The 26,594-nt window shown below is 69.1% G+C and carries 5 protein-coding genes (1 of these 5 running past the window's edge); all 5 read right to left on the reverse strand.

Annotated features, from left to right (window positions below):
- Position 1: 1 nt before the first annotated feature.
- Tightly spaced (each overlapping or abutting the next), the 5 genes in view from LVJ94_20335 to LVJ94_20355 form a layout consistent with a single transcriptional unit that may run on beyond the window.
- On the reverse strand, positions 2-4,306 hold the full coding sequence (locus tag LVJ94_20335; protein WXB09566.1) for an acyltransferase domain-containing protein: 4,305 nt from the start codon (positions 4,304-4,306) through the stop codon (positions 2-4).
- A complete protein-coding gene (locus tag LVJ94_20340) occupies positions 4,303-9,609 on the reverse strand; it encodes a type I polyketide synthase (protein WXB09567.1) in 5,307 nt (1,768 codons plus the stop codon). The genes LVJ94_20335 and LVJ94_20340 overlap by 4 nt, the downstream gene beginning before the upstream one ends.
- Positions 9,606-20,612: an SDR family NAD(P)-dependent oxidoreductase gene (locus LVJ94_20345; protein WXB09568.1), complete on the reverse strand. Its 11,007-nt coding sequence runs from the start codon at positions 20,610-20,612 to the stop codon at positions 9,606-9,608. Before LVJ94_20345 ends, LVJ94_20340 begins: the two co-directional genes overlap by 4 nt.
- Complete coding sequence (locus tag LVJ94_20350) at positions 20,609-26,068, reverse strand: type I polyketide synthase (protein ID WXB09569.1); 5,460 nt, start codon at positions 26,066-26,068, stop codon at positions 20,609-20,611. Before LVJ94_20350 ends, LVJ94_20345 begins: the two co-directional genes overlap by 4 nt.
- Positions 26,065-26,594 carry the final stretch of a type I polyketide synthase gene (locus LVJ94_20355; GenBank protein WXB09570.1) on the reverse strand. The gene runs 4,078 nt beyond the window's last position, so the window shows 530 of its 4,608 coding nt (coding positions 4,079-4,608); its start codon lies off the right edge, out of view; the stop codon is at positions 26,065-26,067. Before LVJ94_20355 ends, LVJ94_20350 begins: the two co-directional genes overlap by 4 nt.

A 26,594-nucleotide genomic window follows, 5' to 3' on the forward strand; every position in this document is an offset into this window, starting at 1 on the left:
CTCACTTGGCTTGGAATTCGTCGAGAAGGTCTGCGAGGTCGGCGTCGGTCAGATCCGCACCGGGAAAGTCGACGGGCGAGGCCGCCGCCGCCGCATCGGCCGCACGCGCCGCGAAGATCGCGCGGAGGCTGCTGCCGAAGAGGCTGGCGAGCGTCTCGATGGCGCCGGCGTCGAAGCGCTGCGTGTCGTACGTGAAGAGGACCTCCAGTCCACCGTGGGCCATGTGGCTCGTGATGAGGAGTCGGTAATGGTCGGGGCGGAAGCCCGCGAAGTATTCGGCGAGGCCATCCTGGGACGGGCGAAGGAAAAGGCGCGATTCCACGTCCGTGTTCGGGCCGAGGTAGACGAAAAGGGTCTCTGGGCGCGGATCGTTCGGCGCGTCGAGCAGGCCGTGTCCGATGCCTTCGCGCGCGATGGTCGCCACTTGTTCCTTCAGCGCTTTGACGTCGCGCATCGGGTCGTGGTCGCTCCCCAGTTCGAAGACCATCGGGAACAGGGTCGTGAACCAGCCAAAGGTCCGTGAGACGTCGACCCCCGGCAGGGCGACTTCTCGCCCCTCTCCCTCCAGGTCGAAGGCGATGCGTCGCTCCCCCGTCCAGCGCTGAAACGCGCGCACCGCGGCGGCGAGAAGGAGGACTTCGATGCGTGTATGATGCATCTTTTGAACCTCGACCAGCGCGCGCGTTTCGTCGGCGTCGAGGGAGAAGGAGACGACGACGGAATGGCGCTCTGCCCTGTCGAACGTCGGCCGTGCCGAGCCGCGGCTCTCCGGCGCGGAAATTTGCTCGACCCACGCTCGGAACGAGGTGGTCTTCGGGGGGAGCTCGGGCGGGCGGCCCGCCGCCAGGCGTGCATAAAGGGCCTCCAGGTCTTCGACGAGGATGCCCTGCGCCGCGATGTCGGCGATGAGGTGGTTGAACACGAAGGTGAGCCGGTGGGGCGCAACGCGGCCGCGGTCGAAGAGGACCGCGCGCACCATCGGCGAGTCGGGCGTCATCAAGTCGCGGGCGAGGCTCGTTTCGACTTGCCGCGCGATCGCGGATTGTTCGGCCTCGCTGCAGTGCGAAACGTCGACGTGCTCCAGCGCCGGGCTCCAGGCCGCTTCTGCGGACTCCGCGTAATAGAGCTGCAGGGTCCCGTCGAGGAGGCGAAGGCGCATCCGGAGGGCGTCGTGATGCAGGGCGAGGTGCCGAAGGGTCTCTTCGAGCACGCGAACGTTCGGAGGTTCACGCCAGTCGAGATGGAGCGGCAGGTTCTTGAACCGGCTCGCGTCGTCGTAGGCCTCGAGCATGCGGCGCATGGCCGGCGTCGTCGGAACCGGTCCGACGAGCGGGCCCTGCTCGGCCGGGAGCACCCCCGTAGGCCGCGCGATTTCGGCCAGCGTGCGGATGGTGGCATGGTCGAAGAGTTGCTTCGGCGTGATCCGAAGGCCGGCTTTTTCCGCCCGCGCCGCGATCTGCACGCCGATGACCGAGTCGCCTCCCAGCTCGAAAAAGTTGTCATCGAGGCCGATGCGCTCCACGCCGAGAAGGCTTTGCCAGATCCGGGCGAGCGTCTTCTCCGACTCGGTGCGCGGCTCACCACCGGGCGATGCGGAATGCACCTCGGGCTCGGGTGCGGGAGGATCGTCGATCCAATGACGAGGCCCGGCGAAGGGGTACGTCGGCAACCCGATCCGGCGACGCCCATGGCCGGCGTGCACCGCGGCCCAGTCCACGGAGACACCGGCGAGCCATACCTTTCCCACCGCGGTGAGCGCCGATTCGGACGCCGCATCGCCGAGGCTGGCGACGACGCCATGCCCCATGGTTTTCTCGAGGTGCCGGATCGCGAACGTGGAGAGCACACGGCCGGGGCCGACCTCCAGGAGCACGCTCGGGGCGCGGCGGAGGATCTCGCGTATCCCCTTCGAAAAGAGCACCGGGCGCCGAAGGTGCGCGGCCCAATATTCCGGTGACGTGGCCTCCGCATCCGTGATCCACGTGCCCGTCACGTTGGACACGAACGGGATGCGGGGCTCGGAAAACGTCACGCGCCGTAGGACGGCGAGGAACGGCGCCACCGCCGGATCCATCATCGCGGAATGAAACGCGTGCGAGGTGTGCAAGCGCCGCGTCGTCGCGTCCGTCCCGCTGGAGGCGAAGCGCTCTCGGAGGCGGAGCTCCAAGGCGGCGATGGGCGCGTCGGGTCCCGAGACCACGCACCGCGCGGGCTCGTTGATCGCCGCAATCTCGAGCCCTTCGCCGAGAAGCGGCGCGAGCTCGTCCTCGCGGAGCGGTACGGAGAGCATCGATCCACTCGCGAGCGCTTGCACGAGGCGACCGCGCACCGCCACGATGCTCAGCGCATCGGGCAGCGAGACGACTCCGGCCAGGCACGCGGCGACCCATTCGCCCACGCTGTGACCGATCATCGCCCCGGGCTGCACACCCCAGGCCATCCACTGCCGCGCGAGCGCGTACTCGAGCGCGAACAACGCCGGCTGCGCCGACTCGGTCGCCCGCAAGCGCGCTTCCGAGTCCTCGTCGGAGAGTCGGCTCGGATAGAGCAGCTCCCTCAGGTCGGTGCGAACGTGCGGCCGAACGAGATCGCAGCACGCGTCGAAGTGCTCCCGAAAAACGCCGTTCCGCTCGTAGAGGGCGCGCCCCATTCCGACGTATTGCGCGCCCTGCCCCGGGAACATGAACACCACGCCGGGGACCTCGGCGCTGCTCCGTCCGGACGCGAGCCGTCGCGGATCCCGGGCTGTGAGGACGTCGGCGGCATCGCCCGCGTCGCGCACGACGGCGATTCGGCGATGGGTCAGCGGCTTGCGCCCGATCTGCAGCGTGTAGGCGGCATCGTTCACGTCGATCTCGGGATGGGCGGCCAGGTGCGCGGCAAGCCGCTCGGTGACCCGCTCGAGGTCCGCCTCCGTGTGACCGCTCAAGGTGAGAAGTTTGAACGGCTCGGGCACGCTTTCGGCGTTGCGCTCCGGTGCCTCCTCGAGAACGACGTGCACGTTGGTGCCACCGGCGCCGACGGAGGTCACCCCCGCGCGCCGCGGCTCGTCGCCCGAGGTCCAATCGCGCAGGGTGGTATTGACGAAGAAGGGGCTCCGTTCGAAGTCGATCTGAGGGTTCGGGCGACGAAAATGCAGGCTCGCCGGGATGGCGCGATGCTCGAGGGCCAAGGTCGTTTTGATGAGCCCCGCGATGCCCGCCAGGTGATCGAGGTGCCCGATGTTGCTCTTGACCGAGCCGATCGCGCAAAACTGCTGCGCTTGCGTGTCGGCGCGAAAGGCCTGCGTCAGCGCGGCAATCTCGATGGGATCGCCGAGGTTCGTCGCCGTGCCATGGCACTCGACGTACCCGATCGAGTCGGCGGAAACGCCCGCGAGGAACAGGGCGTCGGAGACCGCCCGCGCCTGCGCGTCGACGCTGGGAGCCGTGTAGCCCATCTTCAGGCTGCCGTCGTTGTTGATCGCCGAACCTCGGATGACCGCTCGGATGCGATCGCCGTCGCGGTGCGCGTCGGCGAGCCGCTTCAAGAGAACGACGGCCACGCCGCTTCCGAAGATCGTCCCCTGGGCCTCGGCATCGAACGGGCGGCAATGTCCGTCGGGCGAAAGGATGGAGCCTTCCTCGTAGAAGTGTCCGCGCCCGTGCGGGATCTTCAAGGTGGAGCCGCCGGCCAGCGCCATGTCGCACTCGCCGGCCACGAGGCTCTGACACGCCAGGTGAATGGCCACGAGGGAGCTCGCGCAGGCGGCCTGCACGGTGAGGCTCGGCCCGCGCAAATTGAGCTTGTACGAAACGCGCGTGGAGAGGAAGTCGCGCGCGTTGCTGAAGTACGCGGACATGAAGGCCATGTGGAGCCCGGCATGGCCCCGTTCGGTGGGGCTTCGCCCCTCGAGGACGTGGGTCCACAGGTAGCCGCTCTCGCCGCCGGTGAAGAACGCACCGATGATGCCCGGGTAGGATTCCGCGTCGTAGGCCGCGTCCTCCATCGTGCTCCACGCGGTCTCGAGCAGCAGGCGGTGCTGCGGATCGAGGACCCTCGCCTCCCCGGGGCTCACCCCGAAGAACGAGGCGTCGAAGCGGTCGATGCCCTCGAGGACCGGCGATGCTTTGACATAGCCCGGCGTGCGCAGGGCCTCGGGGTCGACCCCGGCCTGCACGAGCTCCGCGTCGGGGAAGAACGTGATCGATTCGACGCCGTCCCGCAGGTTTTTCCAGAACTGATCGAGGTCGCGCGCGCCCGGAAAGCGCCCGCTCATGCCGATGATCGCGATTCCGTCGAGTTCTTCGTCCGTCGTTCGCGTCATGCCTGCTCCTTCGCCGCGCGCCGCTGGCGCATCTCTCTCAGACGATCGCGTCCCTTGCGCGCGCCGTTTTCGGCCTGTGCGGGAGCTCGGGCGACCGCCTCGCCGCCAAGGAGCTGCGCCAGGAGGTCCTCGGTGAGATCGCGCACGGCCGCGCCTTGGAAGAGGCGCGCCACGGAGACGGAGATGCCGGGCTCCGATTCGAGGGCGTTCTTCATTTTGACGGCCATGAGCGAGTCGAGCCCGAAGCGGACGAGCGGCTTGTCGGGATTCAGCTCCTCGAGCGGCAGGTTCAAAATCGGCGCAATGCATCGGGTGACGTAGGCCGAGAGGATGCTCCTTCGCGCCTCGGGCAACGCCGTTTGCAGCTCCTCCCGCAGCCGCGCGGCCTGCGCCTCGGGGGCGCCGAACCCGGCGAAGAGCGAGACGGATGGAGGACGGAGCGGTGCACGCTGGAATGGGATGACCCCTACCTGCGTGGCCCCGCTCCGGAGGAGGGCCTCGAGGATGGCGGTGCCCTGCTCGGGGGCGATGGTGCCGATCCCCTGCTCCTCCATGTGGCGCCGGACCGCATCTCCCGACGCGAGACCGACCTGGCTCCACGGTCCCCAATTGATGCTGAGCGCGGGGATGCCGCACCGGCGCAACCCATGCGCGAGGGCGTCCATGAAGGCGTTGGCGGCCGCATAGTTCGTCTGGGCTGCGGCGCCGATGAGCGAGGCGGCCGACGAGAAGAACACCAGGAAGTCGAGAGGGCGCTCCTCGGCGACCCTGGCGAGGTTCGATGCGCCATCGATCTTCGGGCGGGCCACTTCCTCGAAACGCGCGTCGTTGATGCTCGTGACGAGGCCGTCGGCCAGCGTCCCCGCGGCGTGCACGATGCCGCGGAGCGGGGGCATGCCCGCATCGATTTGCCCAAGGGCGCGCGCCACGTCGTCGCGCGAGGCGGCGTCGGCCTGCGCGATTTCGATGCGCGCTCCACGGGCACGCATCGCGCCGAGTGCGGCTTCGACGCGGGCGCCATCGGCGTTTCGGCTGGCGAGAACGAGATGGCGTGCCCCGCACTCGACGAGCCATGCGGCCACGGTGAGACCGAGCCCGCCGAGGCCGCCCGTCACGAGGTACGTCGCGTCGCCGTGCACGATCGTGCGATCCGCGTCGGAGGCGGGCACGGGAGGGACATACCGCCCGAGCCGCGCCACGTAGCGCGAGGTGCCGCGCAAGGCGATTTCGTCCTCGCGATCGCCGGCACGCAGCTCGTCGAAGAGCGCGTCGATCTCGTGCTCGCCCGGCACCGCGCCGAGGTCCACGCGCGTCGACCGCAGCGTGGGATGCTCCCACGCGAGCGAACGACCGAGTCCGACGAGCGGCGCCTCGGAGGCGGCGACCGCGTGCCCCTCATCGAGCGCTTGCGCCCCCGCGGTCACGAACCATACGCGTGGATGCGAGCCGGCATCGGGACGGCCCTCGCGCACGAGCGACGCCGCCAGTCGAAACGCCCCGAGGATCCGCTCGCGCGGGACCGGTCCGTCTTGGCCGCGCGCGAGGACGTACACGATGCCCGCCAGCGACGACGCATCGAAACGGAGCTCGTCACGCGCGCTTGCCAGGGCCACGGGTTGCTGCGCGGACCGGAACCGGGCGAGAAGGCGTTGGCGCACCCCGCCGGGGTCGTCGTCGCCCACCAGGAGCCAGCGGCCGGTCGCGTGCATCGGCATGGCGGCGTTGGCCGGCAAAGCCTGCGGGCGCCAGCGCACCACGTGAAGCCAATCGAGCCATACCGGACCACGGCGCTCGACGCGCTTCGCGCGAAGGCCCTCGAGCGCGAGGACCGGAACGCCGTCGTCGGTGAAAACGTGGACGTCGAAAACCTTGTCGGCCCCGCGATCCTCGCGAAGCTTCGCGTGGGACCAAAGTCGGGCGCCGGGGCGCGCATGAACGCGAAATGCGTCGATGTGCACGGGCAAGTAGCTCGCCGCATCGTCGGGCACCGAGGACACGATGCCGATGGCCGCCTGGATGCACGCGTCGAGCCTTGCCCACGCCTCGTCGACGGACTCCACGAGCGCGAGGGCTTCGCCTTCTCGGCAGACGATCTCGCGAACGCCGCGAAAGGTGGGCCCGTAGTGCAGGCCGCCCTGCGCGGCGCGCGCATAGTGCTCGGCGCCCGTGATCCGGCGCGTGCACCGCCGACGAATCGGCTCGAGCGAGATTGCTTCGAGCGGCGGGGGTTGCGAAGACGGGACGGCGCGAAGAAGCCCCTGGGCATGAACGGTCCACCGCCGCTCCGCGTCGGCGGATTCGCCGGCGGGGGCGCTGGAGATGCGGAACGTCGAGGTGCCGAACGCATCCGACGACAGCGCCACGCGAAGGCGAATCGGGCTCGGGCCCAACACGAGCGCCTCCAGGAGCTCGATGCCCTCGGCCACGGCGCTGGCCAATCCGCGTCGCCGCGCCCCCTCCATCGCGAGCTCGAGGTAGCCCGCGGCGGGAAAGACCACCTCACCAAAGGCCGCGTGATCGGCAAGGAATGGGAGATTCTCGAGGTCGAGTGTGATTTCCCATACCGGATCGACGGCGCCCGCCCGCGCGGGGCGATCGATCCAATAGCGCTGGTTGCGCCACGCATACCGCGGGAGGCGAACGCTGCGTCCTCCGGGATAAAGCGCGGACCATTGGACATCGTGGCCTGCGGCGTAGAGGCTTCCGACCGTCGAGAGCAGTGCTTCCCGCCCCGCGGCGTCGCGACGCATCGACGCAAAGGTGAGGCCATGGTGTTCGCCGTCGCGCAGGCACTCCTCGAGCGACGCGAGCAAGATCGGGTGCGGGCTCAACTCGAGGAAGAAGCCGTGGCCATCTTCCGATGCGCGCCGCGCGGCCTCGGAAAAGAGAACCGGATCGCGAAGGTTCTTTCCCCAGTACGCGGCATCGCAACCGAGCCCGGGTGCGATGCCGCCGAGCACCGACGAATACGACGGAATCGTCCCCGCGCGAGGACGCACCCCATGCAAATCGCCCACGAGCCGGGCGCGTGCCGCATCGACCCGGTGGCTGTGCGCGGCGATCGGCAGATCTTTTACGCGGCGGCAAAAGACGTCGCCGCCCTTCTCGAGCGCGGCGACCACGTCGTCCACCGCCGCGGTCTCGCCCGAGATGACCGTCGAGACGGGGCTGTTGCACACCGCCACGCAGAGCGCATCGCCGTAGGGCGCGATCCATTCGCGGGTCTCGTTTTCGCTCAGCCCGATGACCGCCATCGCCCCCTTCCCGGTGCCGGCCAGGAGCTGGCTGCGACGGGAGATGACCAGCGCCGCGTCCTCGAGCGAGAGGATCCCAGCCACGTGGGCGGCGGCCACCTCGCCCATGCTGTGCCCGATCACGGCGTCGGGCACCACACCCCACGAACGAAGCAGCGCGGCGAGGGCCACCGACATGGCAAAAATCGCGGTCTGCCCTTCGGCGAACCCCCAATCGGCCTGGGTGTGCTCGACCCCGTTCGTTCGCACCCGCTCGAGAAGCGAGAACGGCTTCGAATGAGGTGCGAGGGCTTCCGCGCATCGGACGAAGGCCTCGCGAAAGGCCGGCTCCTCGGCAATAAGCTGGCGCGACATGCCCGGCCAAAGCGAGCCCCATCCCGAGAAGACGAACACGAGCCCGGGGCGCCGTTGCGTGGCGAGTCGCCCCGACGCCACCGTCGGAAGCCGCTCCCCGCGCGACCACGCCGCCAAACGGTTCGCCGCCTCGCCGGCATCGCGGGCGACCACCGCGATGCGATGGTCATGATGATCGCGCCGCGCCGCGGCCGTAAAACAAATATCCGCGAATGCCGATGCATTCTGCAAGTAACCCGAATAGGACGCCGCGGTCGCCCGCAGCGAATCCTCGCTTTGCGCGGAGAGCGGCAGGACGTACGTCTCCTTGGGGGCCGCCGGTGCGGTCTGCAGCTCGGGCCCCGCCTCCTCCAGGATGGCATGCGCATTGGCTCCACCCATCCCGAAGGAGCTCACCGCCGCGAGGCGTGCCCCCTTTCGGCGCGGCCACGCCCGCGGTGCCCGCGGCACGGTGAGCGGCGTGCCGTCGAGCGTGATGTTCGGATTCAGCGCGCGAAAATGAATCTGCTCCGGAATGCGATCGTGCTCCAGGCAAAGGAGCACCTTGAGGAGGCCGGCCGCCCCCGCCGCGGACTCGAGGTGACCGAGGTTCGCCTTCACGGAACCGAGCACGCACTCCGACCCGTCGGAACGCGCTTTGCCATACACCGTGGTGAGCGCCTCGACCTCGATGGGATCCCCCAGCGTGGTCCCCGTTCCGTGCGCCTCGATGTAGCTCACGTCGTGCGGCTCGACGGCGGCACGCGCGAGGGCACGGCGGATCACGTCCACTTGCGCCGCGGGATTCGGCGCCGTCAGCCGGGTGCTGCGCCCGTCTTGATTGATGGCGCTGCCGCGGATGAGGGCGCGAATGGGATCTCCGTGCGCCCGGGCATCGGCAAGCCGCCGGAGCACGACGATGCCGCACCCCTCCGAGCGGATCATCCCATCGGCGCGCGCGTCGAAGGGTTTGCACCGACCATCCCCGGCGACCCCGCCCAGGTCGGCAAAGCCCAGAACGCCGGCGGGGGAAAGGACCAAGTTGACGCCACCGGCGATGGCCAGATCGCTCTCGCCGGAGAGGAGGCTCTGGCAAGCGAGGTGCAGCGCGGTGAGCGACGACGAGCAGGCCGTGTCGAGGGCCATGCTCGGGCCGCGCAGGTCCAAGAAATACGAAAGACGATTGGCCACGAGCGCGTGGGAGGCGCCCGCCATGACGTAGCTCTCCGCCTGGTAATCGTCGCGAAGGCGCTGCTGCATGTATTCGCTGGCCGAAATGCCGATGAAGACGCCCGCGTGGGTCCCGGCTAGCTCGCGGGGAACTTGGCCGGCATCCTCCAGGGCCTCCCACGCGACCTCGAGCACCATCCGCTGCTGCGGGTCCATCCACGCCGCTTCGTGCCGGTTGACGTTGAAAAAATCCGGGTCGAACTTGTCGATGTCCGACACGAATCCGCCGAAGCGAACGCCCGGCCGATCGGGATGGCGCGCACATAGGGCTTCCACGTCCCAGCGCTCCGCCGGCGGCTCGGAGACGGCATCGACGCCGTTGGCCAGCGCATTCCAAAACGCATCCGGCCCGCGAATGCCCGCCGGCAGCCGGCAGCCCATTCCCACGACGGCAATCGGCTCCTTCGGCTCTTCGAGGAGGCGCGCGAGCGTTCGCCGCTGGTCGGGCGAAAGCGCTTGAATCAACTTGAGAATACCGTCGCTCATAGAATGGTTTCCTGATTGGAAGCGGGGGCCTCCAAGAGCTTTTGGAGCTCGCTCTTCGAGAGCGCACTCATTTGCTCGAGCAGTGCGAGTGCACTGGCGTCGAGCGCATCGACTTGGGTGGGCATCTCTTCGACGGCGAGCGATGCGAGGGGTTCGAGGGGGAGCGACATTTCGCTGGCCAGGTGCACGGCCAGCGCGGCAGCGTTGGCGTGCGACCAGAGAAGGGTCACGGGGAGCGTCACGCCCAGGCCCCGTGCGAGGCGGTTGCGAACCTCCAGGGACAGGAGCGAGTCGAAGCCCAACGTGCCAAAGGGGGTCTCCGCGCCGACGCGGCTCGTGTCGAATCGGAGCACCTGGGCAATCTGTTCGCAGATGTAGCCCTCGAGCATGGTCCGGCGCTTCGGTCCGGCGTCCACGGCCTCGAGCGCCTCGCGCAGGGCGCCTCGCGTGCCCTTCGCGCCGGCCCCCGCGCCGGCCTCGAAGAGCTTTCGCACCATGGGGATATCGACGACATTGGGGGCGAGCGCTTTCCACGCCTCCGGCTGCGCGGGCATGACCACCGTTTGGATCCACCCGCGCTGCAGGATTCGAGCGAGCGCCTCGATGCCCCGTTCGGGAGAAATCGTCGCGGTGGACGGTTCGGTGATGGCACCGTTCGATCGAAGCCGCGCACCAAAGACGCCGCGCGCCGCGAGGCCGATGTTGGCCCAAGGTCCCCAGTTGATGGTCTGCGCGGGCAAGCCCTGGGAGCGCCTCGCGTGTGCGAGGGCGTCCATGAACGCGCTCGCCGCCGCGTAGTTCGCTTGCCCGGGCGTGCCGAGGATCGAGGACGCGGAGGAGAACAGAACGAAGAAGTCGAGGTCGGGGTCGGTGCAATGCTCGTGGAGCCATTGGCTTCCGGCGACCCGGGCCGCCATGACCCGCAAAAAGCGCTCGCGATCGAGGTTGAGGATCATGCCGTCGTCGAGGGCCACCGCCGCGTGAATGACGCCACGAAGCGGCGCAGACGATGCCGCGATACCGCGAAAGACGTGGTCGACCTGCGCCCGATCCGAGACGTCGCCGCACGCCACGTGCACCTGCGCCCCGGCACGCTGCATCTCGGAGATGGCCTCGTGGGCCGCTGGAGAGGGCGCCCGGCGGCCCATGAGCGTGAGGTGTCGAGCACCCTCGCCCACCATCCACCGCGCGACCTCGAGCCCGAGATCGCCGAGTCCGCCGGTAATGAGGTAGTGCCCATCGGATCGCACGAGCGGCAGTGCATCACCGCGTGTGGCCACCACCTCGGGCTCCTCCACCGTGAGGACGATCTTGCCCACGTGCTGGGCTTGCGCCATGTGCCGAAACGCGTCGACCGCCTGGGAAAGCGGAAAGCTGCGGACGGGGAGCGGCGTGAGGTGCCCCTGTTCCATGTCCGCGAAGATGCCTTCCAGGGTGCGCATCAAGGCGTCGGGCTTTTGCTCGGCCAGCGTCTGCAGGTCGATGGCAAAGAAGGCGACGTTGTTCCGAAACGGGAGCATGCCGAGACGGCTGTTCGCGTAGATGTCGCGTTTGCCGATTTCGAGGAAGCGGCCGCCGGGGGCTAGGGCCTCCATGCCTTTGGCGAGCGCCGCGCCCGTGAGCGAGTTGAGAACGAGGTCGACACCGCGGCCGCTGGTGCGACGGCGAACTTCGTCCGCGAAGTCGAGCGAGCGCGAGTCCATCACGTGGTGCGCGCAGCCGAGCGCGCGCACGTAGTCGCGTTTTTCCTCGCTGCCCGCGGTCGCGAAGATGATGCCGCCGAGGTGGCGGGCCAGCTGCATGGCCGCGAGGCCGACGCCGCCCGAAGCGGCATGCACGAGCACACTCTCGCCTCGCTCCATGCGCCCGAGCGTGACCAATGCGTGATGCGCCGTCAGAAAGACCGTGGGGATCGCCGCCGCTTCCTCGAAGGAGAGGTTCGTCGGCTTCCGGACCACGCGCGCCGCCTTGACGGTGACGAACGAGCCGGCGGCGTACGGCGCCATGGCCACCACGTCGTCGCCGACGTGAACGTTGGCGACACCCGGACCGACGCGGCTCACGCGCCCGGCGCATTCACCGCCGAGGACGTGCACGCCCCTCGGCGGATTGGGGTAGACGCCCATGGCCTTCATGACGTCGCTGAAATTGAGCGCCGCGGCGACGACCTGGATTTCCACCTCGCCTTCGCCGGGGTCGCGGCGCGGCACCTCCACCAGCGTCAGGTTGTCGAGCGAGCCGGGGATCGGGATCTCGAGCCGGACGCCCGCCTGGCGGGTGGAGACGCGCCGGCGGGACTCCGAAGCGAGGCCGCTCTCCCGAGGCCGCACGGCGAGGCGCGCGACGTGACGGGTGCCGCCGCGCCAGGCGATTTCATTCTCGCCATCGGCGCACCCGAGTTCGTCGAAGAGGGCGTCGCCATCGGCGCTGGAGGTGACCGCGTCGAGGTCGATGCGGGTGCAGGAGAGGCCCGGGAGCTCATTGGCCAGAACGCGCCCGAGGCCCAAGATGGGGGCCTGGGCAACGTTCAGGGCCGCCCCGGGCGGGTACGCCTGCGCACCGCGGGTGACCAGCCAAAGGCGTGCCGATGGCGCCGAGTCCGCGATGGCCTGCGCGAGGTACAGCGCGCTGATGCACCCCCGGTCCTGGGTTTCCTCCAGCGAGCCCGCCGCGAGACTCCACGCGTGAACGACGCCGCGGAGTTCGACGCCGCGGTTCTCGAACGCGCGCCCGACGAGCTCGCGGTAGGCGTCGGGGGACGTCGGATCGAGATCCTGCAGGGTCACCGTATGGCACGTGCCGCCCTCCGCCTCGAGCCGCGATCGCAGCGACGCCACGAGGCCGTCGCCCGCGTCGAAGAGCAACCACCCTCCCCTCGCCGCCGTCGCATCGGGCGCGGGCGCGGGCAGCGGTTGCGGGGGCCATGCGAGCTCGTACAACCAGCCATCCGTGCCGGCCTCGTTCGCCGTCGCACCCTTTCCCAGGCGGCGCGCATCCATCCCCGAGATCTCGACCAGCACGTGGCCATCGCCATCGAAGATGGAGGCATCGATCGAGACCATATCCAGGGTGGCGCCAGGTCGCGGCGAGATGCGCACGTAGGCGCCCGCGGCGTCGGCCGGCGGCCCGTGAACCTGCACGCGCGCGACGGCGACGGGCAGGACGGCGTCGCCGGCCTCGAAGTGCTGGCTCGGCAACGCGAGAATCGACGGGTGCAGCGCGGCATCGAGCAGCGCCGGGTGAACCAGGTAGCCGGCGGCATGCGGCTCGGTGATGACAAGCGTGGCGATGGCTTCGCCGTCACCGGCATGGGCCTCGCCGATCCCCCGGAAGCTCGCGCCGTAGTTCAGCCCGCGTGCGGTGAGCGCCTCGTAGAGCGCCTCGTGGGACGTGGAACGTGTGCACCGGGCGCGCAAAGATTCCACATCGAGGCGCGGCCCGCGTGCCCGCGTCGCGGGGCTCGAGACCAGCGTCCCCTGCACATGCACGTCCCACGGCTCGTCCGACGGGCCGCGAAGCGTAGCGATCTGGAACGATGCCAGCCCGGTCATCTCCAAGGTAACCGCGACCTGCACCAGCTCGGGCTCGCCCGCGGTCAGCTGCAGCGCCGACCGAAACGCCACGTCTCGAACGAGGTGAGCTCCGGGGCCAAATACCTCTTCGGCGGCGGCGAGGGCCATCTCGATGTAGCCCGTCGCCGGGAAAAGGATGTTCCCCTGAACGCGGTGATCGCTCAGGTACGCGAGGCGTTCGGCGTCGAGGCGCATCTCCCAAACGAAGACCCCCGACGCGGCCACCGGCGTTCGTCCGTGAAGCAGCGGACGCCCGGGATCGCCCGCGCGCCACGTTCGCGCGCGGTGGGCATGGCCCCGCTCCTCGTGCGCGAGCCAGACCCGCTCCGTTTGCCACGGATACGGCGGGAGCGACGCCCACGCGGCCCCCGACGGATAGAGTTGCTCCCAGGCGACGGGAACGCCGCGCACGTAAAGCCGGCCCAGCGAATCGAGCAAGGTCTGTCGTTCGTCGTGGCTGCGACGGCCCGAGGGGACGGTGATCGCATCGGCCCCGCGCTGGGCAATCGCATCGTCGACTGCATGAAGCAGACTCGGATGAGGGCTCATCTCGAGGAAGACGTTGAACGCCTCGCCGAGCATCGTTTCGATCACCGGCGCGAACAGGACCGGCTTGCACAGGTTGTCGACCCAGTACCGGGCATCGAAACACGCACCGTCGGACACCTGACCGGTGACCGTCGAATAGATGGGGATCGCGGCGGCGCGCGGCTTCAGGTGCGCGAGCGCCGCGAGCAGATCTTCGCGCAACGGATCCATCTTCGGCGTGTGCGACGCGACGTCGGTGCGCACCGGTTGGCAGTAGACGTTTCCTTCGCGCAGCGACGCCGCCAGCGTGTCCAGGGCGTCCAGATCGCCCCCGACGGCGGTCATCGTCGGGCCGTTGCTCGCCGACACCCAAAGGCGGCCTGCGTACGGCGCGAGGGCCGCCTCGGTCTTCGCCAGCGGGAGGCCGACGATGAGGATGCCTCCGTGGCCGCTCATGCGCCGGAGCAAGCGGCTGCGAATGCAGATCACGCTCGCCGCGTCCTCGAGCGAAAGCGCGCCCGCAATGTACGCGGCCGTCGCCTCCCCTTTGCTGTGACCGACCACGGCCTCGGGCTCGATGCCCCATGAGCGCCAGAGCGCCGTGTACGCGCTCTCGAGCGCGAAGAGGACGGGCTGAACCACGTCGATCGCACCGTTTGCAAGCGGACCATCGTCGCGCGCGATCTCGTCGTGGAGCGAAAAGTCGACCAGGTCCTTCATGGCGTGCGCCACACGATCGAACTCCGCGCGAAAGACCGGCTCCCGAACCAAGAGCTCGCGCCCCATCCCGATCCATTGCGAACCCTGGCCGGGATAAATGAAGACGGCAGCATGGCTGCGATCGGAGCGAACGAGCCCCGAGATGACCCGCGCATCCTCCTCCCCGCGCCCGAACGCACGGAGCGCCTCGACCCAATCCGATCGCGAACCGGCGACGACCGCGAGCCGTTGCGCATGGTGTCCGCGCTTGCGTGCGCTCGCGTAGCCGATGGACTCGAGGGATGCGTCCACCGTACCGAAGCGCTCGACCGAGGCCCGCACCGCGTCGGACAAGGCTTCCGGCGACCGCGCCGACAGCGGAACGAGTTGGATCCGATCCTCGCGCGCCTCGGCGGCGGTCCTCGCAGGCGGCTCGCCCAGGACCAGGTGCACGTTGGTGCCGCTGAATCCGAAGGAGCTGACCCCCGCGATGTGGGCGCGGTGGGCCGGCCACGCCAGGGCCTCGGTCGGGATGATCGCCGGAATCTCCGAAAGCGAGATCTCGGGATTCAGCCGCTCGAAGTTCAGGTGCGCGGGGATCCGGGCGCGTTGGAGCGACAGGATGGCCTTCATCAAGCCTGCGACGCCCGATGCCGCCTCGAGGTGACCGAAGTTCGTCTTCACCGAACCGACCCAAAGCGGGTGCTCGGCATCGCGCCCATCCCCCAGCGCCGCGCGCAGCGATTCGATCTCGATCGGGTCACCCAAGGCGGTCCCGGTGCCGTGCGCTTCGACGTAGGAGACCTCGGAGGGCTTCACCTGGGCATCGGCGAGTGCGCGGCGAATGACCTTCACCTGCGCCAAGCCGTTGGGAACGGTGAGGCCGCTGCTGTGCCCATCGTGCACCATCGCGATGCCTCGAATCACGCCGTGGATGACGTCATCGCCCGCAAGGGCATCCGAGAGGCGCTTGAGGACGACGAGCCCGCACCCCTCGCCGCGACCGTAGCCGTCGGCGCGCGCGTCGAAGGTTTTGCAAAGGCCATCGTGCGCAATCATCTTTCCGCGCGTGGTGGCGGCAAACGACAGCGGCGACGCGATCACACTGACACCGCCCGCCAGCGCGAGGTGGGTCTCCCCGGCCCGCAGGCTCTGGCAGGCGAGGTAGACGGCCGAAAGCGAGGACGAGCACGCCGTGTCGATCGACACCGCGGGGCCCTGCAGATCGAGCACGAACGCGAGGCGGCCGGCCGCGCAGCTGAGGGCGTTGCCCGTCAGATCGTAGACATCGTAGTCGCCGGCGCCGGCGCTTCGAAGTCGCAGCAGATTGTACTCGGCACCGGCGATGCCCACGAAGACGCCCGTCGCGCTGCCGGCCAAGCTCTCCGGTGCCACCCCCGCGTGCTCCAGCGCCTCCCACGCCACGGTCAGCAGGAGGCGGTGCTGCGGATCCAGCGCAGCGGCCTCGCGGGGCGAGATGCCGAAGAACGGATAATCGAAGTGATCGACGCGGTCGAGAAATGCCCCGTGCCATGCGTCGCCGTCGTCGTCGAAGGCGTCGGCGGCCCATCGCTCGCGCGGGGCCTTCGAGACGATGGTTCGCCCCTCCTCGAGCAATCGCCAGAGCGCCTCGGTGCTCTCGATGCCGCCGGGGAAACGGCATCCCATGCCGACCACGGCAATCGATTCCTGGGCGGCCACCTCGGTGCGGTCCACGCGCGTGGTGCGGGTCGAGGCGAACCCCAGGACGTCTTCCTCGAGGTGGCGCGCGAGGGTTTCGATGCTCGAATGGTTGAACACCGCGGCCACGGGGACCGGCCGCCCGAACAGGGATCCCAGGCGTCGCGAAACGTCGACGGCCATCACCGAATCCATGCCCAGCTCGAAGAGGCCCGCGGCCGGATCGAGGATGTCGTCGTCCCCGAAGCCGAGCACGCGGCCGACTTCCTTGCGCACGATCCCTTTGAGCCGGCCCAGGCGTCGGGCCGGTGAGGTGGATTCGAGTTGCCGCCGGAGGTCGTCACCGTCCTCCGCCCCACGGATTCCGTTGGCCTCGGGCTCGCGCGCCGCGACGCTCGCGATCAGCGGCCGTCGGCGTTGGGCTTCGTAGATTGGTGTGAAGCGCGACCAATCCATGGCCGCCACGATGGCGTGCGAGACCCCGGTCGCGAGGAGTCTTCCCATGACCTCGAGGGCGAGCTCGGAGGGCAGTGCGAAGACGCCCATGCGGTCGTACTGCTCGCGCAGGCGCTCGGTTTGCCCTTCGCTGCGGCGGACGATGCGCGCGTCGTCCCACCGGCTCCACGCGATGCTGAGCGCGGGCAGGCCCATGGCGCGTCGCTGGTGCGCGAACGTCTCGAGAAAGGCGTTCGCCGCGCCGTACAGGCTCATGTCCTTCAAGCCCCAAACCGCCGCGGTGGAGCCGAAGAGAACGAAGAAGTCCAGCGCGAGGTCCTGGGTCAGCCGGTGAAGCGCCCACGTGCCGGCCACTTTGGCGCCGAGTTCGCGCGCGAGCGACCCTCGTTCGAGATCGACGATAGGGCGCTCCGTCGCCGTGCCGGCCGCGTGAACGACACCGCGGAGCGGCGGCTTCGTTTTGGCGATCTGCGCGAACAACAGCGCCATGCGCAATTCGTCGGAGACGTCGGCGGGCACCATCAGAACATCGACGCCCATCGCCTCCAATTCACGCAGGGACGCGATCTGCGTCGCGGTGTGCGCATCGCCGGGCGCATCGCGGGACGGAACGTTGCGACCCACCAGGACGAGGTGCCGCGCGCCGCACCCCGCGAGCCAGCGCGCCACCTTGAGACCGAGCGCACCGAGACCGCCCGTCACGAGGTACGTCGCGTTGTCCGAAACGGGGGCGCTTTCGAGCGGCTTGCCGCGGAGAACGGCGCTTCGTTCGATGCGCAGCGCGTAGCGTTCTCCGCCTCGGAGCGCGAGGTGCTCCTCCCCATCGGGTGCGGCGATTTCCGTGAAGATCGCCGCCGCGCTTTCCGCGTGCCCCGTGGCGGCGGGATCCAGGTCGAGCATCGCGCGCAGGACACCGGGGTGCTCGAGGCTGGCCGTGCGCCCGAAGCCCCAGAGCGCCGCTTGATCCGGTGCGAGCACCATCGCATCCCCGGCGACGACGGACTGCGACCCCCGTGTCACCACGAAGAGAGACACGGGGGCCGGCAGCGGCGCGAGCCACTGCAACAGTTCGATGAGGTCTCCCAGCGCTTTCTCGGGCGAAGCCGCCTCGAGCCCTCCCAGGTACACGACGCCGCGCAGCGTGCTCGCATCCTCGGGCCACGTAGTGAGCACCTCGTTGCCGTGCTGCACCAGCAGCTCCGCGAGTTCGCCGCCCACCCCTGGCACATCGCCGACGAGCAGCCACGCGCCCGATTCGGAGTTCGCCGTCGTCGCGGCGCGCGGGCTCGTTCGCCAGCGGGGCTCGTAGATCCAATCGTCCCCCTCCCGCACAGGCGGTTCGGGCTCTTCGGCCCAAAAGCGCTTGTGCTCCCACGCATACGTCGGCAGATCGGCGCAGCGCCCCGACGGGTACAGACGCTTCCAATCGACCCGATACCCCGTGGTGTGCAGCGCGGCGAGCGACTCCAGCAACTGCGCGCGATCGTCGCGCTCGCGCCGCAAACTGGAAACGGCGACGCGGTTTTCGGAGGTGAACGCCTCTTGCATCGCGTGCAGCAGCGTCGGGTGCGGGCTCATCTCGATGAAATGCGTGTGCCCGGTGTCGAGCAAGCGATCCATCGCCCGCGCGAAGCGCACCGGCTCGCGCAGATTTCTCCCCCAGTACGCCGGATCGAGCCGTGTGCCCGTGAGCGTGTCGCCCGTGACCGTCGAATGGAACGCGATGCCCTCGGCGGCCCGTGGTGTGATTCCCGCGAGCAGCGACACCAGTTCGCCCACCAAAGGATCCATCTGCGGGCTGTGGAAGGCGACGTCGGATTTCACGACGCGGCAAAGCACGCCGTCCACTTCGAGCCGCGTGCGGATCTCCGCCACGGACCGCGGATCGCCGGACAATACGGTCATGCGCGGCCCGTTGCTCGCAGCAATCGAAACGCGATCGCGATGACCCTCGAGGCACGCCTCGGCATCCCCGAGCGGCAACGAGGCGAGGAGCATGGCCCCTTGGCCGCGGACGCGGTCCAGCAGCAGGCCACGCTGGCAGATGATCCGCGCGGCGTCGTCCAACCCCAGGGCGCCGGCGACGTGCGCCGCCGCGATCTCGCCCATGCTGTGCCCGACGACGGCGCTCGGCTCGATCCCCCATGCACGCCACCGGGCCGCGAGCGCGACGCCGATGGCGAAGAGCGCCGATTGGACCTGCGAGACCCGATCGAGCCATGCGGGTTCCGTGCTTCGGAGCGTGTCGACGAGGCCCCAATCGGCGTACGGCCGCATCGCCGCATCGCAGTCTTCCAGGGCTTGCCGAAACACCGGGTCGTGCTCGAAGAGCTGCCTCCCCATGCCGAACCATTGCGATCCGTGCCCGGAGAAGACGAAGGCCATCGTCGTTTCTTTTCCGGCCTTCGCGAAGCCACGGGCCACGCCGGGCAAGGGCGCGTGCTCTCTCTGCGTCTCGAGCCCGCGAACGAGCTCGGCGTGCGTGCGACCGACGACCGACAACCGGTGCTCGTGATGGCTCCGCCGCACGCCGGTGGTGTGCGCGAGATCGCGCAGCGGCGGCGCGCCGGCCTTCTCGAGGTGCCGCGCGTACGCACGCGCCAGATCGCCCAGCGACGTTTCGGTGCGCGCCGAAAGGGACAGCACGATGGGCCCGGGATCGCTGGGGAGCTCGCTCTGCGGCGGCGGCGCCTCCAGGACGACGTGCGCGTTCGTCCCGCTCGCACCGAACGAACTGACCCCCGCGATGCGCTTTCCTTCGGGCGACGACGGCCAGCCCATGCTGCGGGTGGGGACGCGGATCGCCAAGTCGACCCACTCCATGTGGGGATTCAGCTGCTCCAAGTGCAGATGCGGCGGAAGGCTTCCACGCTCGAACGAAAGCGCCGTCTTGATGAAGCCTGCGACGCCCGACGCGGATTCGGCGTGCCCGATGTTCGTCTTGATCGAGGCGATGTAGAGTGGCCTCTCGGCAGGGCGCCCGTCGCACAAGCTTTCGGCGAGGGCGCGCACCTCGATCGGATCGCCCAGGGGGGTGCCCGTGCCGTGGGCCTCGACGTAGCCCACGTCGTGCGGTCTCACGCCCGCGTTGGCTAGCGCGGCGCGGATCACCTCCACCTGCGCCTTCTTGTTCGGCACGGTGAGGCCGCTGCTCGGGCCGTCCTGATTCACGGCCGTACCGCGAACCACGGCGACGATCGGATCTTCTGCGGCGAGCGCCGCATCGAGCGGCTTCAGAACGACGATGCCGCACCCTTCGGCGCGCACCATCCCGTCGGCATCGGCGTCGAACGTGCGGCATCGGCCGGACCGCGAAAGCATCCGCGCGCTGGAGGCGGCCAGGTAGCCTTCGGGCGAGAGAAGCAGGTTGACGCCACCGGCCAGCGCCACCTCGCATTCGCCCATGCGCAAACTCTGGCAGGCGAGATGAATGGCGACGAGCGACGACGAGCACGCCGTGTCCACGGCCATCGCGGGGCCGTGAAGGCCGAGCAGGTACGAAAGCCGTCCGGCCGAGAAATTGAGCGAGTTGCCGGTCATGTAGTACGCATCGACGTGGGCATTGCCCTGCCGCGAGAGGATCCGCGCGTAGTCGTTGGTGCTGATGCCAACGAAGACACCGGTCTTCGTATGCGCCAGTTCATCGGGCACCTGCCCGGCGCGCTCCAGCGCCTCCCAGGCGACCTCCAAGACGAAGCGGTGCTGCGGATCGATGCTCGCCGCCTCGCGCGGAGAGATCCCGAAGAACGCCGGATCGAACTGATCGACGCCGTCCACGAAGCCGCCGTGGCGGGTGGCGATCTTGCCGGGGGTCGACGGATCCGGATCGTAGAGCGTGCCCATGTCCCAGCGCTCGCGTGGGATCTCGGTCACCGCGTGGATTCCGCGCTCCAGGTTTTCCCACAGATCATCCGGGCTGCGGACACCGCCGGGGAAACGGCATCCGATGCCGATCACCGCGATGGGCGCATCGCGAAAGGACTCGGAGCGACGCAACCTCGTGGCCATGTCGTCGAGCTTGTCGAGGGCTTGCTTGAGCAGCGATTTCTTGTCCGTCATCGTCGTCATGAAAGCTCCAGAAGCCTCCGCGCCAGCTGCTCGGCGAGCTCGTCCTCCGTCACGTCATCGTAGTGGCCGTCTTGATGTCGTGCCGATTCGTCGGCCGACGGATCGCGAAGCCCGAGAACCGTCGTCCCCAGGTGCTGGGTGAGCGATGCGATCGTGGGGTACTCGAAGGCGATGACCGTCCGCAGCTTTCGACCGAGTCGCTTCCCCAGCGACGACAAGAGCCGCACCGCCATGACCGAGTCCATGCCGAGCGTGAAAAATCCCTTGTCGACCGGGGGGACCTGGTCGCGCGCGAAGCCGAGTACCTGGGCGACGTCGGCAGCGACCGTGTCGGTGAGGTATTGCCACGCCTCGACCGCGGAGAGCGCGTCGATCTTCATCAGGAGATCCGGCAAGGCGGGTTCGCGCTCGGCGGCATCCTTGGAGACGCGAATCTCCTCGAGAAGCCGCCGCCGCCCGCGCGCCTCGTAGATCGGCTTGAAGACGTCCCAATCGATGGAGGCGACGCCGATGCGCGCCCCACCGGTTTGCGAAGATTGCAGCACGCGCTCCAGCGCATCGAGCGCGATGTCGGTGGGCATCGTTTTGAGACCCCACGAGCGGTGCAAGGTGCCGATCTCCTCGGAGACGGTATTTCCACCGGCCCAGGCACCCCAGGCGATGCTCGTGGCCGGCAGCCCCATTGCGCGCCGATGGATCGCCAGCGCATCGAGGAACTGGTTCGATGCCGCGTAATGCCCTTGATCCAGGCCGCCCCAGAGGGAGGTCACCGACGAGAACAGGACGAACAGGTCGAGCGGCAGGTGCGCGGTGAGCTCGTGCAAGATCCACGAGCCATGGACCTTCGGTCGGAACGCCGCCTCGAGCTGCTGCTCGGATTTCTCGCCGACCAGCGGCGCAAAGAAAACGTCGCCCGCGGCATGAAAAACGCCTCGCAGGGGCTTGGCCAGGCCGTCGATCAGGCGGGCCATCGCGTCGCGGTCGGCCGCGTCGATGGCCGGCGTTTCGACGGTCGCGCCCGCGGCCTCGAGCGCGCGAATGGCCGCGACGACCCACCGACTGCGATCGCGGAGGCCCGTGCGGCTGGTGAGCACCACGTGCCGCGCGCCCCGCTCTACGAGCCAGCGCGCGAGATGCAACCCGAGGCCACCGAGGCCGCCCGTCACCAGGTAGCTGCCATCGGCGCGGATCGGCGCAGGCGAGCCGGCCGAGGGCGCGGGCATCTGCACCAGTCGCGCGACATGGCGGCGTCCGCGGCGAAATGCGATCTGGTCCTCGTCGTCGTGGTGCAGGAGCTCGGCGGCCAGCGCCTCCGCGTCGGCGGCATCGTTCGACTCGGGATCGAGGTCGACCAGCCCTCCCCAGAGCTCGGGGTGCTCTTGGGCGATGACGCGGCCGAGACTCCAGAGCGGCGCGTGCGACAGCGATGCCGTCTCCTCACGCACCGAAGAGGCCATGGCTTGCGCTCCACACGTGACGAGCCAGAGGCGCGATCCCCTGCCCGCGCGAACGACCAGCTCCAAGAGTCGCAGCACCGACGCGCCATGGGTACGCGCGGCGAGGTCGACGGCCGCCGCCGTGTCGAACGTGTCCAGCAGGAGCACCACACCGCGCACGGGCGCACCCTCTTGGAGCGCGCGGGCGAGGCCTCCAGAGTTCAGATCTTGCTGCGAGAACGTCGCGGACGTCTCACCGGCCTCGGTGAGGCTCGTGGCCAAGGCGGACGCCACGCCCGCGTTCGGGCCATCGACCACGAGAAGCCAGTGCCCGCCCGAGGTGGCACGGTGGCGTGTCGAGCTGCGCGCGGGCCGCTCCGGCCATTGAAGCTCGTAGAACCAGTCGGCGATGGGATCGCGCCCTGCGTTCCGCACGATGTCGCGGAGGGGTGAGGCGCAGAGCTCGAGGCCGCGAAGCTCCGCCAGCGTGGCGCCGTCGTCGCCGAACACCGCGATGTCGACCCGACCCTCGCCGTCCGGGCGCTGCCGAAGGTGCATCCACCGGGCCGTTCCTGGGCATAGGTCGAGGCTCTCGACCGCCACCGGGAGCTGGCGCTTTTGCGGTGCGCCCACCTCCAGCCGGGCGAGCCCCACCAGCATGGCGGCCGCGCGCACGAGCGCATGGCTGCCCGCCGCCGGCGAAAGCTGCACGCGGGCGATCGCTTCGTGCGCGTCCGGGTGCACGAGCACCTGCGTCACCGGCGGATCGTTCACGTCCTCGATGCCATACTCGCTGAGGCGCTGCCTCCACACCGCACGCGGCACCTCCACGGTGCATCGCGCGACCACGTCGTCGGGGCGCGCGCACGCTTCGAGCGCCTCCGCCGGCAGCACGCGCCCCTCGCCGATGCATCGCCACGATGCCTCGGTGGTTTCGCGGTAATAGAGGCTCACGGCGGCGCACGTCTCCGCCTCGGCGTCGAACGTCGTCACCAGAAGCTGCAACGCGGCGCCGCCCTCCTCGGAGAGCACCACGGGCTCGTTCATCGCGAGCTTCACGCGAAATGCCCCCGCGCCGACGATCTCCCGAACCGCCGCATCGACGAGCGCGGCGAATGCGTCCAGCGCCAAGACGGCGAGCCCTTGGAGCCGATGCGGCGCGCCAAGCAGCGCGCATCCTCGCTCCAGTGGAATCTGAAAGCCGTGCGTCGTCGGCTGGTGCGCCATCGGCGCAAGTCGTTGCCCAAGCAATGAATGCTCCGTCGAGGACGCGTCCGCAGTCGGTCGTACCGGGGGCACGAACCAATAACGTTGGCGCTGCCAAGGATAGCTCGGCAGCTTGATGCGCGTGCCGGTGGGGTAGTGCTTCTCCCACGGCACGGGGTACCCCTTGGCGTACAGCGCGCCCAGCGATTCGAGCATCACCGCGCGCTCGTCCGCGTCGCGCCGGAAGCTCGGCACGGCAACGGTGTGGCTCATTTCGCCCTTCGCGGCGATGGCTTCTTCGACCGCGGTCAGGAGCAGCGGATGCGGACTCATTTCCACGAACTGGGTGTGGCCCGCCTCGAGGAGGCTCGCGACCGTCTGGGTGAACTGCACCGGCTGGCGCAGGTTCTTGCCCCAGTAGGCGGTGTCGAGCTGCCGGCCGTCGAACGGCCCGGCGCTCACCGTCGAGTAGAAGGCGACGGACTCCGCCACCGGCTCGATGCCCGCGAGGACCTTGGTGAGTTCGGGCAGCAGCGGATCCATCTGCGGGCTGTGGGAAGCCACGGCCACTTTGATGTGCCGGCAGAAGATGCCATCGGTCTCGAGCTGCCGTCGAAGGTGCTCCGCGGCATCCGGATCGCCCGAGACGACCGTCGTCCGAGGCCCGTTGCTCGCGGCAATCGACAACTGCTTCGCATAGCCCTCCAGGCGCGCCGCGAGGCGCGCCGCGGGAAGCTCGACCAGGAGCATCGCGCCCTTGCCGCTCACGCGCCCGAGCAGCTGACTACGGAGGCAAATCACCCGTGCCGCATCGTCCAGGCTCAAGGCGCCGGCGACGTGCGCGGCCGCGACTTCGCCCATGCTATGGCCGACCACTGCATCGGGCTCGACCCCCCACGCCCGCCACTGCGCGGCCAGCGCGACCCCCATCGCGAACAAGGTTGGCTGCACCACGTCCACGCGCTCCCACGGTGCGGGATCGTTTCGCCCGAGCAAGGCGAGCAGCGACCAGTCGACGTATTTCCGAATCGCGGCATCGCAGGCCGACAGCGTGTCGCGAAACACGGTCTCCTCGGCGAGAAGCTTTCGCCCCATGCCGATCCATTGCGACCCTTGGCCCGGAAAGACGAAGACGACCTTCGGCTGCGCGCTCGCGGGAAGCTGCCCGTGGTGCATGCCCGGGTGCTCGGCCCCATCGACGAAGGCCGACAGTGCGGCCAGAAACTCGTCGTGCGAGCGACCGACGAGCGCGAGGCGGTGGTCGTGGTGCGTGCGCCGCACGCCCGCCGTGTGCGCCAGATCGCGCAGCGGTGGGACGCCCGCGAGGAACGCTCGATAGCGGCGCGCAAGCTCGGTCAATGCGGGCGCGCTGCGCGCGGAGAGCGGAAGCAAGAAGGGCCGGCCCGGCGCCTCGTGCCCTGCGGACGGGGGAATTCGCTCCGGTGGCTCTTCGAGCACGGCGTGGGCGTTGGTTCCGCCTGCGCCGAACGAGCTCACGCCTGCGTAGCGGCGGTCATGCCCTTCGGGCCAAGGCATGGTGGCGGAGGGGAGCACGAAGCGCGTGCCGGTCAGCGGCACCTCGGGATTCGGCTTCTCGAAGTGCAGGTTGCGCGGAATGGCCCCGTGGTGGACGCACAGCACGGCCTTGATGAACCCGAGGATCCCCGCGGCCGCCTCGAGGTGGCCCATGTTCGTCTTGATGGCCCCGAGCGCGCACGCCCCGCGCGACGCTTTGCGCCCGTACACGCTCGCCAGCGCCTCGACCTCGATGGGATCGCCCAGGGACGTACCGGTTCCGTGCGTCTCGATGAACCCGATGTCCGACGGATCGAGCCGTGCGAGATCGAGGGCCTTCCGTACGACCGCCGCTTGCGCGAGACCGCTCGGCGCGGTGATGACCGTCGTCTGTCCGTCTTGATTGACACCCGACCCGCGAACGACGGCGATGACGTCGTCACCAGCTGCGAGGGCATCGTCGAGGCGTTTGAGCACGACGACGGCGCAACCTTCACCGCGAACGAAGCCATTGGCCGCCGCATCGAAGGTTTTGCACTTGCCGTCGGGGCTGAGCAGCCCCCACTTCGTGTACGAGATGCTCACCGTGGGCGAGATCATCAAGTTCACGCCGCCCGCGAGCGCCGCATCGCAATCGCGGTTGCGAAGGCTCTGGCAAGCGAGGTGCAGCGCCACCAGCGACGACGAGCACGCCGAATCCACCGCCAGACTCGGCCCGTGAAGGTCGAGATGGTACGACAAGCGGTTCGCCGCGAACGAGTAGGGCGTGCCGCTGCTCGTGTAGGCATCGATGGTGTCGATGTTCGCGTTCTGCTCCTGAATGTAGTCGTTGCCGGTGATGCCGATGAACACGCCGGTCTGCGTGCGCGCCATGGTCTGGATGGGGATGCCCGCGTGCTCGATGGCCTCCCAGGCCACCTCGAGAAGCACGCGATGCTGCGGGTCCATCCAGATCGCTTCACGGGGCGAGATGCCGAAGAAGCCAGGGTCGAAACCGTCGATGCTGTCGAGGAACGCCCCGTGGCGGGTGCTGATCTTCCCGGGCGCGGCCCGGTCCGAATCGAAGAACCGCTCATTGTCCCAGCGCTCCCTGGGGACCTCGGTCACCGCATCTTTTCCTTCGTCGAGCCATTGCCAGAGGGCGTCGGAATCGTGGATCCCGCCGGGAAGCCTGCAGCCAATGCCGACGACGGCGATGGGCTCCGTGCGTGCGCGCTCGAGGCGGTCGACCTTGTCCTGCATCTGCTTCAACGCCAGAAGCGCACGCCTCACCGGCGAGAGCTGTTCGTCTTCGCTCATGAATCCTCTCTACGCAGTACGCCGGTCGATGGCTCGAGCCCACGAAGTTGCTCGAGCAACATATTTTCCGCCTCCTCGTCCGACATCAGCGTCAGCTCCTGCACCTCGCTGACCGCGGGCGCCGTCCTCTCCGCCGGCTCGTCGAGCTCGAGGTGCTCGAGCAGATGCGCCGTGAGGGCTCGAAGCGTCGGGTAGTTCCAGAACATGGTCGCCGACAAGCTCACGCCGAGGGCGCCCTCGACGGCCTTGCGCAGTTCCATGGTCATCAGCGAATCGACACCGAGCCGCCCGAAGGGGCGGTCGAGTGGGATCTGCTCGGGGCGAACGCCCAAGATCACGCCCAGCTGTTTCGCGAGCGACTCGGTGAGCAGCTTCTTGCGCTGATCCGCGCGGAGCGCCGCGAGTTCGTCGAGAAAGCTCGACGCGCGCGGGTGTTCGGCATCGCCCTCGAACCGCGTCGCCCATGCCGCAGGGACGACGCCGACCTGCGCGGGCGCGTCGCTCATCAGCCGGCCGAGCAAGGTCA

The organism is Sorangiineae bacterium MSr11367, from assembly GCA_037157805.1.
In the GTDB taxonomy this organism is placed as follows: domain Bacteria; phylum Myxococcota_A; class Polyangia; order Polyangiales; family Polyangiaceae; genus Pendulispora; species Pendulispora rubella.